Genomic DNA, 13,016 nt, shown 5'->3' with positions numbered 1-13,016 from the left:
GCAGGCGCGATCACAGCGGGAAAGGCCCGAATCGCGACCAGGCGACGACCACCGACAGGACGGCCAGCACGATCGACGGCAGGGCCGCCGTCATGCCGTCCCCGCGGCGGATGTGCACGAGCGCCGCGAAGACCATCGTGATCGCGAGGCCGGCGGCGGCCAGCGGCACCAGGATCGTGGCGACGTCGACGAGCGCCGGGAGGATCAGCCCGATCGCGCCGAGGATCTCCAGCGCCCCGATCCCTCGGATCACGCTCTGGGGGAAGTCCTCGACATAGGGGGTGCGGTCGATCTGCTGGTCTCGGGCCGTGACGATCTTCGCCACCCCGGAGCCGACGAAGACCGCAGCGAGCAGGAAGGCCAGGATCCACAGCACCAGGTTCATCACAGCGCCTCCTTCGACGAGATGTCCCAGTATCCCCCACCGCCGTGGCGCATGTCACGACGCCTCGCCGGAGGCCCAGGTCAGTCCCGCGCCCGCACCAGACGTTCGTGGCCGCTCTCCTCGAGCTCGGCGATCTCGGCGTTCCCCTTGAGGAAGTCGTTGAAGGACTTGTAGCCGATCGCCTTCTCGCTGAAGGAGGAATCCATGCGGCGCATGTGGGACTTCACCGCCGAGGCGTGCAGCCACTCGCTGTCCCCGCGATCCCCGAGCTGGAGCGCGCGCTGCAGCAGGCGGGTCGCGGCCTCCCGCGGGTCCTCGCCCACCTCGTCCTCCTCGGCGTCCTCCGCCGCCTCGGCGGCCTCCTCGGCCGCACGCTCGGCAGCGCGGGCCTTGGCGTCGGCGTCGGCGGAGCGACGGGTCCGGGTGCGCTGGTTCCCGCTCTCCCCGCTGCTCGCGCCGTCACCGGCACCCTGTCCGGCCGTGCTCTGCCCCGCCGCTCCCTGCCCGGCCGTGGCCTGTGCCGCGCCGTTCCCGCCGCGCCGGGACCGGCTCCGCTGCGGGGCGGCGGGCCGCTCCACGCCCGGCAGATTCTCATAGGACTCGAACTCGTCGCAGGCCGCTGCCAGGGATTTCGCCGTCGAGCCGGCCACGCCCATCGCGATCACATAGCGGCCCAGGCGCCGGCAGCGCTGGGCGAGGGGCACGTAGTCGGAGTCTCCGGCGACGATCACCACGTGGGTGAGATCCGGCATGAGGTAGAGGTCCTCGACGGTGTCCACGGCCAGGCGGATGTCGGCGCCGTTCTTCGCATAGGCCGCGGCGGGGAACAGCTGGACCAGGTCCACGGCGCGGGCCACCAGCTGGCTGCGGTAGATCGCGTTGACCGGGGAGGACCAGTCGGCATAGGCACGGGTGAGCATGAGGGAGCCGAAGGAGGCGGCGTAGTCGATGACGGCGCCGACGTCGACGGTCGCCTTGGCGAGCCGTTCGGCGATCTCGGGCTCGGTGGGGTCCTCCGCGATGCGCTGGCGGTCACGGCTGTACGCCTGTCGTCCGTGCACTCGGTCGTACCAGGACATGACGATGTTGTCGAAGTCCAGGTAGACGGCGACGCGGGAATCCTGAGTCTCTGCCATGGGTCCAGTCTGCCCCCTGGCGCGGGGTGCCGACGACCTCAGGCGTCGGCGGGACGCGTGCCGTCGGGGCCGGTGCCGCTGTCGGGGTTGCTGCCGATGCGCAGCGACTGGCGCCTGCGGTGCACGGTCAGGTACTCGAGCCCGTCCTCGCCGGCGCGGAACCCGCGCACGGTGCGGCGCGGGAGCAGGGCGACGTCCCCTGCCCGCAGCGGCTCCTCGCCCTCCTCGGTGAGCAGCGCGCCGTGCCCGCTCACCACGTGCACCAGGGTGTCGACCTCGGCGCCGACGTGCGCCGGGATGTGCTCCCCGGCGGGCAGTCGGATGAGGTTCGAGTCCAGCTCGCGGTCGGTCTCGGCGATGGACCAGACGGCTCCGCGACGGGGCTCGTCGGGCTGGTCGGCGGTGTTGGTGAGGATCGGCATGGCCCGAACCTACCGGTCCCGCTCAGCGGCCGGCATCGGCCGGGTTCGAGGCGACGGCGACCAGCTCGGCGGCGGACCCGCTGAGACGGCGGGGGCCGCCCCACACCGCGGTGAGCACGCGGCACAGGCGCGTCCCCGCGACCGGCACCCGGCACAGCTGGCCGGCCTCGAGCGCGGAGCGCACCGCGAGCATGCTGAGCACCGCCGGGCCCGCCCCGGAGGCCACCGCGATCCGCACCGCGGCGTTGCTGCCGAGCTCCTGCACCGGCGGGGTGCGGGCCGCCGCGGGCAGCAGCTCCTCGAAGGCGTCCCGCGTGCCGGAGCCGCCCTCCCGCACCACCAGTGCGGTCGCGGCGAGCTCCTCGGGATCCAGTCCGTCGGTGCGATCCGCCCACCGATGCCCGGGCGCGACGACCACCACCAGCTCGTCCTCCCGGAGCGTCTTCGCATTCACGCCGCGAGGCACGTGCGGGGTCTCGACGAAGCCGAGCTGGAGCCTGCCGTCATGGATCCCGGCGAGCACCTGGGTCGAGTTCAGCACCTCGAGATCCACTCTCAGGCGCGGGCTGCGGCGCCGCAGCTCGGTGAGCCAGGCGGGCATGAGGTGTTCGGCGATGGTCATGCTCACCCCCACCCGCAGCTCCCGGGCGTCCTCGTCGCGGCTGTGGCGCAGCCAGGCGGAGAACTCCTCGGCCGCGTCGAGCAGCTCACGGGCGTGCGCGGCGTACAGCAGCCCGGCCGAGGTGGGGCGGGAGCCGCGTGGGTCGCGGTCCAGCAGGGCGGTGCCGGCCTCCGCCTCGAGCCGGGCGATCAACCGGCTGGCGTTGGGCTGGTGCATGCCCAGCCGTCGCGCTCCCGCCCCGAGCCCTCCCTCGTCGACGACCGCGAGGAACAGCGAGAGGGCCTGCAGGTTCGGTAGCGCCTGCGAGGTCGGCAGGGTCTGCGACGTCGGCAGCGCCTGCGAGGTCGATCGGGCATCAGGCATATCAGAATCATATGCCCGGGTCCCGAAGTGCTCTCTACCGGGACGGACGCGGTGATGGGACGGTGCAGTCCATGTCTCTCCCCACCGCCTCTGCTGCTCCGGCCCGGCCCCACTCTCCCGGGTCTCCCGTGCCCGGGGTCGCCGTCGCCCTTGCGGTGGCGGCGGTCTCGCTGCTGTCGTCCCGGCTGCTGCCCGGGGTCAGCGCGCTGATCATCGCGATCATCCTCGGCATCGTGATGGCCAACCTCTCCACCTTGCCCGCCGCGCTCTCCCCGGGACTGTCCTTCGCCGCGAAGAAGCTCCTGCGGGCCGGAATCGTGCTGCTGGGGCTGCAGGTCGTCCTCGGCGACCTGCTGGCGCTCGGCGCGCCGATGCTCGCGGTGGTGACGGCGGTGGTGGCCGGCGGGATCCTCGGCACCCTCGCCATCGGCCGGGCGCTCGGGGTCGATCGGGACCTGACGATCCTGGTGGCCTGCGGATTCTCGATCTGCGGGGCGGCGGCGGTGGCCGCTGCCGCGGGCGTCACCGATCCCGAGGACGAGCACGAGGAGCGCACCGTGACCGCGATCGCCCTGGTCGTGCTGTGCGGCACCGTGATGATCGTCGCGGTCCCGGCCGTCGCCGCACTGCTGGACCTCGCCCCCCGCACCGCCGGGCTCTGGGCCGGGGCCTCGATCCATGAGGTCGCCCAGGTGGTGGCCGCCGGCGGCGCCCTCGGCGGGGCGGCGCTCACCATCGCCGTCATCGTCAAGCTCGCCCGGGTGCTGATGCTCGCCCCGGTGATGGCCGTGCTCAGCCTGCAGCAGCGGCGCACGGGGGCGGCCGACGGGAAACGGCCCCCGCTGGTGCCGCTGTTCGTGCTCGGCTTCCTGGCGATGGTGGCGCTGCGTTCCGTCGTCCCGCTGCCCGCGGGAGTGCTCGAGGCAGGCTCTCTGCTGCAGACCGTGCTGCTCGCCGCGGCGATGTTCGCTCTCGGGACCGGCGTGAAGGTGCGCCACCTGCTCCGGGTGGGGCCGCGTCCGCTGGCTCTCGCCGCCCTGTCCACCCTGCTGGTGGCCACACTCGCGCTCGCCGGAGTGCTGCTGACCGCGTAACCCGAACGCCCCCGCATATGCGGCTGTATGCTCACTGCCATGACGCAGATGCGCATTCGTGAGGCCTCGACCTTCCTCGGCGTCAGCGAGGACACCGTCCGGCGCTGGATCGAGAAGGGGACGCTCGTCGCGCACAGCGACGCCGCGGGCCGCAAGGTGCTCGAGGGCACCGAGGTCGCCCGTCTGGCGCGGGAGCTGGCGGTGACGCCGGAGGTGCACGGACAGAGTCCGTCCTCGGCCCGCAACCGTTTCGTGGGGCTGGTGACGAACGTCGTCATGGACACCGTGATGGCGCAGGTCGAGCTGCAGTGCGGCCCGTTCCGCGTGGTCTCCCTGATGAGCAGCGAGGCCGCCCGTGAGCTGGGCCTCGAACCCGGGACGGTCGCGACCGCCGTCGTGAAGGCCACGCAGGTCGTGGTGGAGGCCGCGCCGGACCGCCCTCGAGCAGGGGAGACCGCATGACGCGCCGCTCCCGCCTGACCGCCGCCGCGGCAGGACTCGCCCTGCTGGCCGCAGGCTGCACAGGTGCCGAGAGCACCGATGGCACCGTTGACGCGGGCACCGCGACCGTCACGCTGCAGGTGTTCGCCGCCGCATCCCTCCAGGAGCCCTTCGAGGAGATCGGCGAGAGGTTCGAGTCCGAGCACGAGGGAGTCGAGGTGGAGCTCACCCTCGCCGGCTCCTCCACCCTGGTCGAGCAGATCCGCCAGGGCGCTCCGGCGGACGTCTTCGCCTCGGCGGACACCTCGACCATGGACACTCTCGTCCAGGCCGGGCTCCAGGGTGCCGATCCGGCGAACTTCACCGCCAACACGCTGATGATCGCGGTCCCCGCGGGCAACCCGGCAGGCGTGACCTCTCTGCGCTCCCTGACCGCTGACGGCCTGAACCTCGTCGTCTGCGCGCCAGTGGTCCCCTGCGGTGCCGCCGCCGAGACCGTCGAGCAGGCGGCCGGACTCGAGTTCGCACCGGTCAGCGAGGAGCAGTCCGTCACCGATGTGCTGAACAAGGTCACCACCGGGGAGGCGGACGCGGGCCTGGTCTACGTCACCGACGTGCACAGGGCCGGGGACGCCGTCGAGGGCATCGCCCTCCCCGAGGCCGCCGACGCCGTGAACGTCTACCCGATCACCACCGTGAAGGGCGCCGAGAACGCCGAGCTCGGCCAGGAGTTCGTCGACCTCGTCGTGGGTGACGCCGGCCAGGAGATCCTCGCCGGATACGGATTCGCCCGGAGATGAGGTCCCTCCCCCGCTGGTTGCTGCTCCCGGCGCTGCTCGGCGGGCTCCTCGTCCTGCTGCCGCTGGTCTCGATGGCGCTGCGGGTGCGATGGCAGGACTTCGGGGCGCTCATCACCAGCGAGTCCTCCCTCTCGGCGCTGCGCCTGAGCCTGCAGACCTCCGCGCTCAGCGCCGTGCTCTGCGTCGTGCTGGGCGTGCCGTTGTCGCTGCTGCTGGCCCGCTCCGCCTTCCGCGGTCTGTCGCTGCTGCGCTCCGTGGTGCTGCTCCCGCTGGTCCTGCCGCCGGTGGTGGGAGGCATCGCCCTGCTGTACACCTTCGGACGGCAGGGGCTGCTGGGCCGCCATCTCGAGGTGCTCGGCGTGCAGATCGCCTTCTCCACCACCGCAGTCGTGATCGCGCAGACCTTCGTGGCCCTGCCGTTCCTGGTGATCAGCCTCGAGGGTGCGCTGCGCACCGCCGGCACCCGCTACGAGACGGCGGCCGCGTCCCTCGGAGCCGGCCCCTCACGAGTGCTGCTGCGGGTGACGCTGCCGCTGGTGATGCCCGCCCTGCTCTCGGGCACGGTGCTCTCCTTCGCCCGGGCGCTCGGCGAGTTCGGCGCCACCCTCACCTTCGCGGGCTCGCTGCAGGGCACCACGCGCACGCTGCCGCTGGAGATCTACCTGCAGCGGGAGAGCGATCCGGAGGCCGCGGTGGCGCTGTCCTTCGTGCTGATGGTCGTCGCGGTGCTGGTGATCGCCGTGACGCGTCGACGGGTGCCGACATGAGCCTGCACATGAGTGCCGCAGTCCCCGAGCGCGGTGTCGAGGTCGACCTCACGGTCACCGGCGGGCAGACCCTCGCCCTCGTCGGCCCCAACGGTGCCGGGAAGTCCACGGTCCTGTCCCTGATCTCCGGAGCCCTGCGGCCTGCGCGCGGCGAGGTGGTCCTCGACGAGCGGGTGCTGACGGGCGAGCGCACCTGGGTCCCTCCGCACCGGCGGAAGGTCACCACCCTCTCCCAGGATCCGATGCTCTTCCCGCACCTCACGGCGCGCGGCAACATCATGTTCCCCCTGCGCTCGCAGGGGATGGCCCGCGCGCAGGCACGCCATGAGGCGGGCCGGTGGCTGTCCGAGCTCGGCATCCCCGAGCTCGCGGACCGTCGGCCCTCCGGCCTCTCGGGCGGGCAGGGGCAGAAGGTGGCGATCGCCCGTGCCCTGGCCGCGGACCCTCGCCTGCTGCTGCTGGACGAGCCGATGGCCGCGCTCGACATCGATGTCGCCCCGGCGCTGCGGGAGCTGCTGCGGCGCTTCCTCGCCCCGCGCACCGCCGTCATCGTCACCCACGACGTGCTCGATGCCCTCGCCCTCGCCGACCGGATCGCCGTGCTCGAGGGGGGCCGTGTGGTCGAGCAGGGGCCGACGCAGGAGCTGCTGGCCCGTCCCCGCACCGCGTTCACCGCCCGCTTCGCGGGACTGAACCTGGTCACCGGCCGCTACGACGGTGAGGCTGTGGTCCTCGCGGACGGTTCCCGACTGCCGGCGCCCGCTGCGCCCTGCGGAGGCCGTGCGGTGCACGCCGTCTTCCGCCCCGCGTCGGTGCGCTCCCTGGATTCGGGGGGACTCCCTCGCACCGTGCGCTCCCTCGCCCCCAGCGGGGATCTGGTGCGGGTCCGCACGGAGGACCTCTCTGCGGACCTGCCGCCGCAGGACGTCGCCGCCCGGCATCTCGAGCCCGGTGCGACGGTGCACCTGGAGGTCCCGCCCGACGCCGTGACAACCTACCCGTCATGATCGATCTGCGCGCCCTGCATCGTGAGCTCCGCGCCCGGCACGGCCCGCAGGGCTGGTGGTGGCCGGGCGAGGAGCCCTTCGAGATCGCCGTCGGCGCGGTCCTCGTCCAGCGCAGCCGCTGGGCCCAGGCCGCCACGGCGATCGCCTCGCTGCGCGGGGCAGGCCTGTTGGAGGCCCCCGCCCTCGCCGCGGCCGACGAGGCGACGGTGCGCCCGCTGGTGCGGGCCGCCGGCTTCCCGCGCAGCAAGCCCCACCGCGTCCGGTCGCTCGCCCGCTGGTGGGCCGAGCGCGCCGGCGCCGTCGGTGCGCTGAGCGATGCGGAGCTGCGCAGCGAGCTGCTCACCGTGGACGGCGTCGGCGAGGAGACGGCGGATGCGCTCTCGCTGTACTGCTTCAGGCGGCCCGCCTTCCTCTGCGACGAGTACGCCCGGCGGGTGCTGAGCGATCGTGGCGCGGAGGTGCCGGGCACCTACCGGGCCTTCCGCCGTGCCGTCGAGCCGGCGCTCGCCGACGCCGGCCTGGACGTCCCGGAGCTCGCGGAGCTGCACGGGCTGATCGTCGAGGAGGGAAAGCTCAGAGGCCGCTGAGCAGCTTCCTCACCTCGGCGTCGAAGGCCGCCGGATGCTCGAGGTTCGGGTAGTGGGCGGCATCCGGGATCTCGACATAGCGTCCCGGTCCGCCGACGGTGGCGGCCAGGCGCCTGCCCAGCTCCTGGTGATCGCTGCTGTCGAACGCTCCGCCGACCGCCAGCACGGGGACCTCGATCTGCGGCAGTCGCGCCCAGGTGTCGGTCACCGGGGTCGGTGGCAGGGGCGGCAGGGGCAGGCCGTCCTGGCCGAGCCGCAGGTGGTGGGTGACGGTGTCACGCGCCATGGTGCCGATCAGCTCCCAGACGGCGGGGGCGACGTCCTCCCGCGTGCGTCGCGGACCAGCGGTGAAGCGCTGCAGCACCTGGATCCAGGCGTCGAGGTCGCTCCCCTGCTCGGCGGCCTTCCAGTCCGCGAAGGTCCGCAGCACCCAGGGGTCCGTGAACTCGGGCTCGCTGGTTCCGGTGCCGACGACGACGAGTGCGGCGACGCGCTCAGGATGCTCCAGGGCGAGATCCGTCGCGGTGCCGCCGCCCATGGAGACGCCGACGGGGACTGCCTGTTCGATGTCCAGGGCGTCCATGAGCGCGATGACGTCGTCGGCAAGGCGGTACGGCGCCTCGGCATCGGAGGACTCCCCGTGCCCTCGGGCATCGATCGCCAGGACGCAGTGCTCGGGGAAGGAGGTCAGCTGCGGGTGCCAGCTGCGCTTGTCCACGGCGCCGCCGTGGAGCAGCAGGAGGGGCGGCGAGGCGGGCCGGTCCGGCGGGGCGGACCGGACGTAGGCGATGCGCTGGTCGGGGAGGTCGAGGAGCTGTGTCTCCGGAAACATGACACCCAAGGTGTCATACTTGGTGCCATGACGGAACCCCTCACCCCGGATCAGCTCGCCGACCGCCTCGGCGAGATCTACGTCGCCCTCGGCCCGGTGTACCGCCGGGTCGCCCGTCTGGTGGAGCACGACGAGCAGCTCAGCGGCCTCTCCGTCGGCGTGCGCAATGTGCTGGATCAGCTGCGCCGCGGTGGGGACCGGACGGTCCCTCAGCTGGCGCGCGCCCAGGACCTCAGCCGGCAGTTCACCCAGAGGATGGTGCACGAGGCCCGGGAGGCGGAACACGTCGAGCTGCGCGAGAACCCCGCCCACCGTCGCTCCTCGCTCGTGCACCTCACGCCGAGCGGGCGGGCCGCGATCGACGGAGTGCACGCTCGCGAGCACGAGCTGCTGCGCCGCGTGGGCGGGGACCTCACCCGAGCCGAGCTGGCCGGGACGCTGCGGGTCCTGCACCATATGGAGCAGGCGCTGATCGACATCGAGAGGGGGGCCGGAGCGTGACCGCGACGACGTTCGACGTGAAGAAGGCTCTGGAGCGATACCGGGCACGGCGCGGGCAGTTCCAGCTCCTCGAGGTGCCGAGCACGCACTATCTGATGATCGACGGCGCCGGCGATCCGAACACCTCCGCCGACTACGACGCAGCACTGCAGGCCCTGTATCCCCTGGCCTACCGGCTGAAGTTCTTCAGCCGGCGGGAGCTGGGACAGGACTACGTGGTGCCGCCCCTCGAAGGCCTGTGGTGGGCCCAGGACATGGACGCCTTCACCACCGCACGGGACAGGACCCGCTGGCACTGGCGGCTGCTGATGATGACCCCGCCGTGGCTCACGGCGGAGCATGTCGAGGAGCACTTCGAGGACGCCGACGACGTGTGCTGGGAGTCCTTCGACGAGGGTCTCTGCCTGCAGACCCTGCACATCGGCACCTATGACGCGGAGGGACCGCTGCTCGCGCGGATGCACGACGAGGAGATCCCGGCGCGAGGGCTCGCCCTGCACGGTCTGCACCACGAGATCTACCTGGGCGATCCCCGGCGGGCGGCCCCCGAGAAGCTCCGCACGATCCTGCGCCAGCCCGTCGTCCGCGATGCCACGACGGGGGACGGACCTGAGAGGATCAGCCCATGAGGCTCCTGGACTCCCGTCTCCCCCTGGTCGCCGCCCCGATGGCCGGCGGCCCCTCCTCGATCGCGCTCGCCCGGGCCGTCTCCGCAGCCGGCGCGTTCCCCTTCCTGGCCGGAGGCAATCTCTCGCCGCAGGCGCTCGCCGCCGACATCGCCGCGGCCCGGGACCTCGGAGTCGCCTTCGGGGTGAACCTCTTCGTGCTGCCGCCGTGGGAGGTCGACGAGAGCGCCTTCGCCGCCTATGCGCGGGAGCTGGAGGAGGACGCCGCACGCTTCGGGATCGCCCTGGATCCGGTGCCCCACCGGGACGATGACCACGTCGCCGCGAAGCTCGCTCTGCTGCGCGAGGATCCGGTGCCGGTGGTCTCCTTCACTTTCTCGCTCCCTCCTGCTGAGGCGGTCGCCGCTCTGCAGGCGGTCGGCACCACCGTGCTCGTGAGCGTCACCGACCCCGAGGAGGCCGGTGCGGCCGCTGACCTGGGAGTGGACGGACTGGTGGTGCAGGGGCCGAGCGCCGGCGGGCACAGCGCGACCCACGATCCCTCCCGCACCCTGGCCCCGATCCGCACCGAGGAGCTGGTGCGGCAGGTACGAGCCTCGGTGGATCTCCCGCTGCTGGGCGCAGGCGGCGTCGACGGACCGGTCGCGGTGCGTCAGATCCTCGCCGCCGGTGCGGAAGGCGCGGTCACCGGCACGATGCTGCTGCGCACCGACGAGGCGGGCACCTCCCCCACCCATCGCGCCGCGCTCGCGGACCCCTCGTTCCGGGAGACGGTGCTGACCCGCGCCTTCACCGGCCGCACCGCCCGCTCCCTGCGCAACACCTTCACGGACGCCCACCACGCCTCCGCGCCGACGGGCTACCCGCAGGTCCACCACCTCACCCGCGAGCTGCGCCGTGCAGCGGGCGTGGCAGGAAACCCACAGCACCTGCACCTGTGGGCCGGCACCGGCTGGCGCAGTGCTCCCGAAGGCTCTGCGGCGGACGTCATCGTGCGTCTCGCCAAGGGGATCTGAGCTCCCCGGGCAGCAGAGCCTTCATAGCAGAAGGGCCCCACCTCGCGGTGGGGCCCTTCTGACGAGTCACTGTCTCACGGTTTCTCGAGTGGAGCTAAGGGGATTCGAACCCCTGACCTCTTCCATGCCATGGAAGCGCGCTACCAACTGCGCCATAGCCCCTCATCGGGTGCCGCCCCTCGGGGCGACGGGACGATATTACACGTCACCCGAGGTCAGCGGAAATCCGGAGCGACGTTGTGTGACACCAACCTCATCAGGCCGTTCGCGGGTTCGTCGATGAGCGGTTCGAGCACCGAGCGGTGGCAGTTCTCGAGTCCGGAGAGCCCGCGGAAGCCGTTGGCGTCCAGGCCCAGCAGGGTGGTGATGCCGAGCGTGATCGCGGCGCCATGGGCCACCACCATCACGGTCCCGCCCTCGTGCGCGGCGACCAGCTCACGGCAGGCGGCGGCGACCCGCTCCCCCACCACCGGTCGGTCCTCGACGCCGAGCCCGAGCACGGGACGGTGCGCTCGCCAGTCAGCATGCTCGGCGGGCCAACGACGGTGGATCTCCTCGCCGCGGAGGCCCTCCCACCGGCCGAAGCCGCGTTCGAGGAAGGCCTCGTCGGTCGTGATCTCCAGTCCGGTGCCGCGGCTGATGATCCGAGCGGTCTCGAGCGCTCTCCCGAGCGGCGAGGCGACGATCACGTCCGGAGGATCTGCGGTGACCGCGGCCGCCAGCGACTCGGCCTGGCGGATCCCCGTCTCGTTCAGCGGGATGTCGACCTGGCCCTGCAGCCGGCCCTCGCGGTTGTACTCCGTCTGGCCATGGCGCACGAGCACCAGCCGTGTCCCGGCGGCCCTCACTCTGGGCGGTCCCGCTCGATCTGCAGGTCGAGGACCGGGGCGTCGCGCCACAGCCGCTCGAGCGCGTAGTAGGCACGGTCCTCGGCGTGCTGGACGTGCACGACGATGTCGCCGTAGTCCAGCAGGACCCAGCGGGCATCCTTCTCGCCCTCGCGACGCAGAGGCTTGCGACGGCGCTCCTTCAGGAGCGCCTCCTCGACGCCGTCGACGACGGCGGAGACCTGCCGCTCGGAGTCACCGCTGCAGACGAGGAAGACGTCGGTGATGACGACCAGCTCGGAGACGTCGAGGCCGATCACCTCGTGGGCGAGCTTGTCGGCGGCGGCCTGGCCGGCCACCCGGGCGAGGTCGAGAGATTCTTCAGGAGCGCTCACGCGGCAGGTTCCTCCAGGACGGGATGATCGAAGGGCGGGTCGAACGGAAGGGCCGCGAGAACGTCCGCGGCGCTGGCATGTGCAGAGGCAGTGGCAGATGCAGACGCAGGGCCGATCACCCCGGTCAGCAGCAGGGCGACGAGCACCACGAGGGCGACGGCGATCAGCGCCCACACCAGCCAGACCAGGGCACGGCCGCCGCTGCGCTCCGGACGGTGCAGCACCTTGCCCTCGAAGCGCGGGGCCGGGCGCGGATCCGGAGCGTCGGTGACCGACAGCTCGCCGAGCTCGACGCCGTCGTGGTCCCGGGCGACATCGGGACCGAGCGATGGTGCGGCAGCGGGCGCCGGCTCCGCCTCGGGCGCCGTCTGCTCGCTGAGCTCGATGATGCGCGCACGGCGACCGAATTTGCGCAGCATGGGCGCGGGGGCGTCGGCCGTGGGCGGAGCGACCGCGCCACGCACCCCCGGGACGGCCGCCTGCTCGCCGGTCGCCTCCCGCGCGGTGCGGGCCTCCAGCGCGGCACTCTCCTCAGGGCTCAGCGCACGGGCGCGGCGTCCGCGCCGCGGAGTGGTCTCGGGCACGGTCATCGGCCGTCACCTCCTGTGTAGAGGGCGTACTTGTTGATGTATTGGACGACGCCGTCGGGCACCAGGTACCACACCGGTGCTCCGGCGGCGACCCGGGTGCGGCAGTCGGTGGAGCTGATCGCCATCGCCGGGACCTCGATGAGGGTCACGCCGTCCTCGGGAAGCCCGGAGGTGTCGAGCTCGTGCCCGGGCCGGGTGACGCCGACGAAGTGCGCGAGCTCGAAGATCTCCTCGGTGTCCTTCCAGGTGAGGATGTTCTGCAGAGCGTCCGCCCCGGTGATGAAGAAGAGATCCGCATCGGGATGCTCTCGGTGCAGATCCCGCAGGGTGTCGCTGGTGTACGTCGCGCCGGGGCGGTCGACGTCCACGCGTGAGACGGTGAAGACCGGGTTCGCGGCAGTGGCGACCACCGTCATCAGATAGCGATGCTCGGGGTCGGAGATCTCCTGCTCCACCTTCTGCCAGGGGCGACCGGTGGGGACGAAGACGACCTCGTCGAGACCGAAGACGCTCTGCACCTCGCTGGCGGCGACGAGGTGGCCGTGGTGGATGGGATCGAAGGTCCCGCCCATCACGCCGATCCGTCGTCGCTGCAGCTCCACGGG

The 13,016-nt window shown here is 72.4% G+C and carries 18 protein-coding genes and 1 tRNA gene; 9 read left to right on the top strand and 10 right to left on the bottom strand.

Annotated elements, in window-relative coordinates; translation table 11 throughout:
- Window positions 1-10 precede the first annotated feature (10 nt).
- The 4 genes from VF289_RS12795 to VF289_RS12780 form a co-directional block, all read right to left on the bottom strand.
- Window positions 11-385, bottom strand: coding sequence for a DoxX family protein (locus VF289_RS12795; RefSeq protein ID WP_330884276.1), 375 nt, complete (start codon window positions 383-385; stop codon window positions 11-13).
- An 80-nt stretch (window positions 386-465) separates the two neighbouring features.
- Entirely contained in the window at window positions 466-1,521 is a 1,056-nt protein-coding gene (locus VF289_RS12790) for an NYN domain-containing protein (protein WP_330884275.1), read from the bottom strand.
- A gap of 38 nt (window positions 1,522-1,559) precedes the next feature.
- Entirely contained in the window at window positions 1,560-1,943 is a 384-nt protein-coding gene (locus VF289_RS12785) for a cupin domain-containing protein (protein WP_330884274.1), read from the bottom strand.
- A 22-nt stretch (window positions 1,944-1,965) separates the two neighbouring features.
- Window positions 1,966-2,928: a LysR substrate-binding domain-containing protein gene (locus VF289_RS12780; RefSeq protein ID WP_330884273.1), complete on the bottom strand. Its 963-nt coding sequence runs from the start codon at window positions 2,926-2,928 to the stop codon at window positions 1,966-1,968.
- Between the two features lie 71 nt (window positions 2,929-2,999).
- On the opposite strand from VF289_RS12780, the gene VF289_RS12775 reads away from it, so the two are divergent.
- From VF289_RS12775 to VF289_RS12750, 6 genes are read left to right on the top strand one after another with little or no spacing between them, the layout of a single operon-like run.
- Window positions 3,000-4,022 carry a YeiH family protein gene (locus VF289_RS12775; protein WP_330884272.1) on the top strand — a complete coding sequence of 341 codons (1,023 nt, stop codon included), beginning with the start codon at window positions 3,000-3,002 and terminating at the stop codon, window positions 4,020-4,022.
- A gap of 39 nt (window positions 4,023-4,061) precedes the next feature.
- Window positions 4,062-4,484, top strand: a complete 423-nt coding sequence (locus VF289_RS12770; protein ID WP_330884271.1) for a TOBE domain-containing protein — start codon at window positions 4,062-4,064, stop codon at window positions 4,482-4,484.
- Window positions 4,481-5,263 (top strand): molybdate ABC transporter substrate-binding protein, encoded by a 783-nt coding sequence (gene modA, locus VF289_RS12765; protein WP_330884270.1) that lies wholly within the window; start codon window positions 4,481-4,483, stop codon window positions 5,261-5,263. The genes VF289_RS12770 and modA overlap by 4 nt, the downstream gene beginning before the upstream one ends.
- Window positions 5,260-6,030, top strand: a complete 771-nt coding sequence (locus VF289_RS12760; protein ID WP_330884269.1) for an ABC transporter permease — start codon at window positions 5,260-5,262, stop codon at window positions 6,028-6,030. Before modA ends, VF289_RS12760 begins: the two co-directional genes overlap by 4 nt.
- A gap of 8 nt (window positions 6,031-6,038) precedes the next feature.
- Window positions 6,039-7,037, top strand: coding sequence for an ABC transporter ATP-binding protein (locus VF289_RS12755; RefSeq protein ID WP_330884268.1), 999 nt, complete (start codon window positions 6,039-6,041; stop codon window positions 7,035-7,037).
- The gene (locus VF289_RS12750; protein ID WP_330884267.1) at window positions 7,034-7,624 is read left to right on the top strand and encodes an endonuclease III; all 591 of its coding nucleotides are present in this window, start codon (window positions 7,034-7,036) and stop codon (window positions 7,622-7,624) included. Before VF289_RS12755 ends, VF289_RS12750 begins: the two co-directional genes overlap by 4 nt.
- Here VF289_RS12750 and VF289_RS12745 read toward each other — a convergent pair.
- Window positions 7,611-8,456 carry an alpha/beta hydrolase gene (locus VF289_RS12745; RefSeq protein WP_330884266.1) on the bottom strand — a complete coding sequence of 282 codons (846 nt, stop codon included), beginning with the start codon at window positions 8,454-8,456 and terminating at the stop codon, window positions 7,611-7,613. The two genes, VF289_RS12750 and VF289_RS12745, sit on opposite strands and share 14 nt — an antisense overlap.
- A gap of 27 nt (window positions 8,457-8,483) precedes the next feature.
- On the opposite strand from VF289_RS12745, the gene VF289_RS12740 reads away from it, so the two are divergent.
- Genes VF289_RS12740 through VF289_RS12730 form a run of 3 tightly spaced genes read left to right on the top strand, consistent with a single transcriptional unit; the run spans window position 8,484 to window position 10,599 of the window.
- Complete coding sequence (locus tag VF289_RS12740; protein ID WP_330884265.1) at window positions 8,484-8,957, top strand: MarR family winged helix-turn-helix transcriptional regulator; 474 nt, start codon at window positions 8,484-8,486, stop codon at window positions 8,955-8,957.
- Entirely contained in the window at window positions 8,954-9,586 is a 633-nt protein-coding gene (locus VF289_RS12735) for a GyrI-like domain-containing protein (protein WP_330884264.1), read from the top strand. The genes VF289_RS12740 and VF289_RS12735 overlap by 4 nt, the downstream gene beginning before the upstream one ends.
- Window positions 9,583-10,599: an NAD(P)H-dependent flavin oxidoreductase gene (locus VF289_RS12730; protein WP_330884263.1), complete on the top strand. Its 1,017-nt coding sequence runs from the start codon at window positions 9,583-9,585 to the stop codon at window positions 10,597-10,599. Before VF289_RS12735 ends, VF289_RS12730 begins: the two co-directional genes overlap by 4 nt.
- An 89-nt stretch (window positions 10,600-10,688) precedes the next feature.
- On the opposite strand, the gene VF289_RS12725 is transcribed toward VF289_RS12730, so the two are convergent.
- The 5 genes from VF289_RS12725 to nadD all read right to left on the bottom strand — a co-directional run bounded on the left by VF289_RS12725 (window position 10,689) and on the right by nadD (window position 13,013).
- Window positions 10,689-10,761 (bottom strand) — tRNA-Ala (locus tag VF289_RS12725).
- A gap of 53 nt (window positions 10,762-10,814) precedes the next feature.
- On the bottom strand, window positions 10,815-11,423 hold the full coding sequence (locus VF289_RS12720; protein ID WP_330884262.1) for a histidine phosphatase family protein: 609 nt from the start codon (window positions 11,421-11,423) through the stop codon (window positions 10,815-10,817).
- Between the two features lie 20 nt (window positions 11,424-11,443).
- A complete protein-coding gene (gene rsfS, locus VF289_RS12715; protein WP_330884261.1) occupies window positions 11,444-11,821 on the bottom strand; it encodes a ribosome silencing factor in 378 nt (125 codons plus the stop codon).
- Entirely contained in the window at window positions 11,818-12,411 is a 594-nt protein-coding gene (locus tag VF289_RS12710) for a hypothetical protein (protein WP_330884260.1), read from the bottom strand. The genes rsfS and VF289_RS12710 overlap by 4 nt, the downstream gene beginning before the upstream one ends.
- The gene (gene nadD / locus VF289_RS12705; RefSeq protein ID WP_330884259.1) at window positions 12,408-13,013 is read right to left on the bottom strand and encodes a nicotinate-nucleotide adenylyltransferase; all 606 of its coding nucleotides are present in this window, start codon (window positions 13,011-13,013) and stop codon (window positions 12,408-12,410) included. The genes VF289_RS12710 and nadD overlap by 4 nt, the downstream gene beginning before the upstream one ends.
- Between the last annotated feature and the right edge of the window lie 3 nt (window positions 13,014-13,016).

This window comes from Brachybacterium sp. (genome assembly GCF_036379615.1).
GTDB lineage: Bacteria > Actinomycetota > Actinomycetes > Actinomycetales > Dermabacteraceae > Brachybacterium.
The sequence above is the reverse complement of the archived record's forward strand: the minus strand, read 5'-3'. Positions and strand labels throughout refer to the sequence as shown.

Coding starts and splice junctions, on each gene's coding strand:
- VF289_RS12795 (WP_330884276.1), bottom strand. CDS start 385: ATGAACCTGGTGCTGTGGATCCTGGCCTTCCTGCTCGCTGCGGTCTTC.
- VF289_RS12790 (WP_330884275.1), bottom strand. CDS start 1,521: ATGGCAGAGACTCAGGATTCCCGCGTCGCCGTCTACCTGGACTTCGAC.
- VF289_RS12785 (WP_330884274.1), bottom strand. CDS start 1,943: ATGCCGATCCTCACCAACACCGCCGACCAGCCCGACGAGCCCCGTCGC.
- VF289_RS12780 (WP_330884273.1), bottom strand. CDS start 2,928: ATGCCTGATGCCCGATCGACCTCGCAGGCGCTGCCGACGTCGCAGACC.
- VF289_RS12775 (WP_330884272.1), top strand. CDS start 3,000: ATGTCTCTCCCCACCGCCTCTGCTGCTCCGGCCCGGCCCCACTCTCCC.
- VF289_RS12770 (WP_330884271.1), top strand. CDS start 4,062: ATGACGCAGATGCGCATTCGTGAGGCCTCGACCTTCCTCGGCGTCAGC.
- modA (WP_330884270.1), top strand. CDS start 4,481: ATGACGCGCCGCTCCCGCCTGACCGCCGCCGCGGCAGGACTCGCCCTG.
- VF289_RS12760 (WP_330884269.1), top strand. CDS start 5,260: ATGAGGTCCCTCCCCCGCTGGTTGCTGCTCCCGGCGCTGCTCGGCGGG.
- VF289_RS12755 (WP_330884268.1), top strand. CDS start 6,039: ATGAGTGCCGCAGTCCCCGAGCGCGGTGTCGAGGTCGACCTCACGGTC.
- VF289_RS12750 (WP_330884267.1), top strand. CDS start 7,034: ATGATCGATCTGCGCGCCCTGCATCGTGAGCTCCGCGCCCGGCACGGC.
- VF289_RS12745 (WP_330884266.1), bottom strand. CDS start 8,456: ATGTTTCCGGAGACACAGCTCCTCGACCTCCCCGACCAGCGCATCGCC.
- VF289_RS12740 (WP_330884265.1), top strand. CDS start 8,484: ATGACGGAACCCCTCACCCCGGATCAGCTCGCCGACCGCCTCGGCGAG.
- VF289_RS12730 (WP_330884263.1), top strand. CDS start 9,583: ATGAGGCTCCTGGACTCCCGTCTCCCCCTGGTCGCCGCCCCGATGGCC.
- VF289_RS12710 (WP_330884260.1), bottom strand. CDS start 12,411: ATGACCGTGCCCGAGACCACTCCGCGGCGCGGACGCCGCGCCCGTGCG.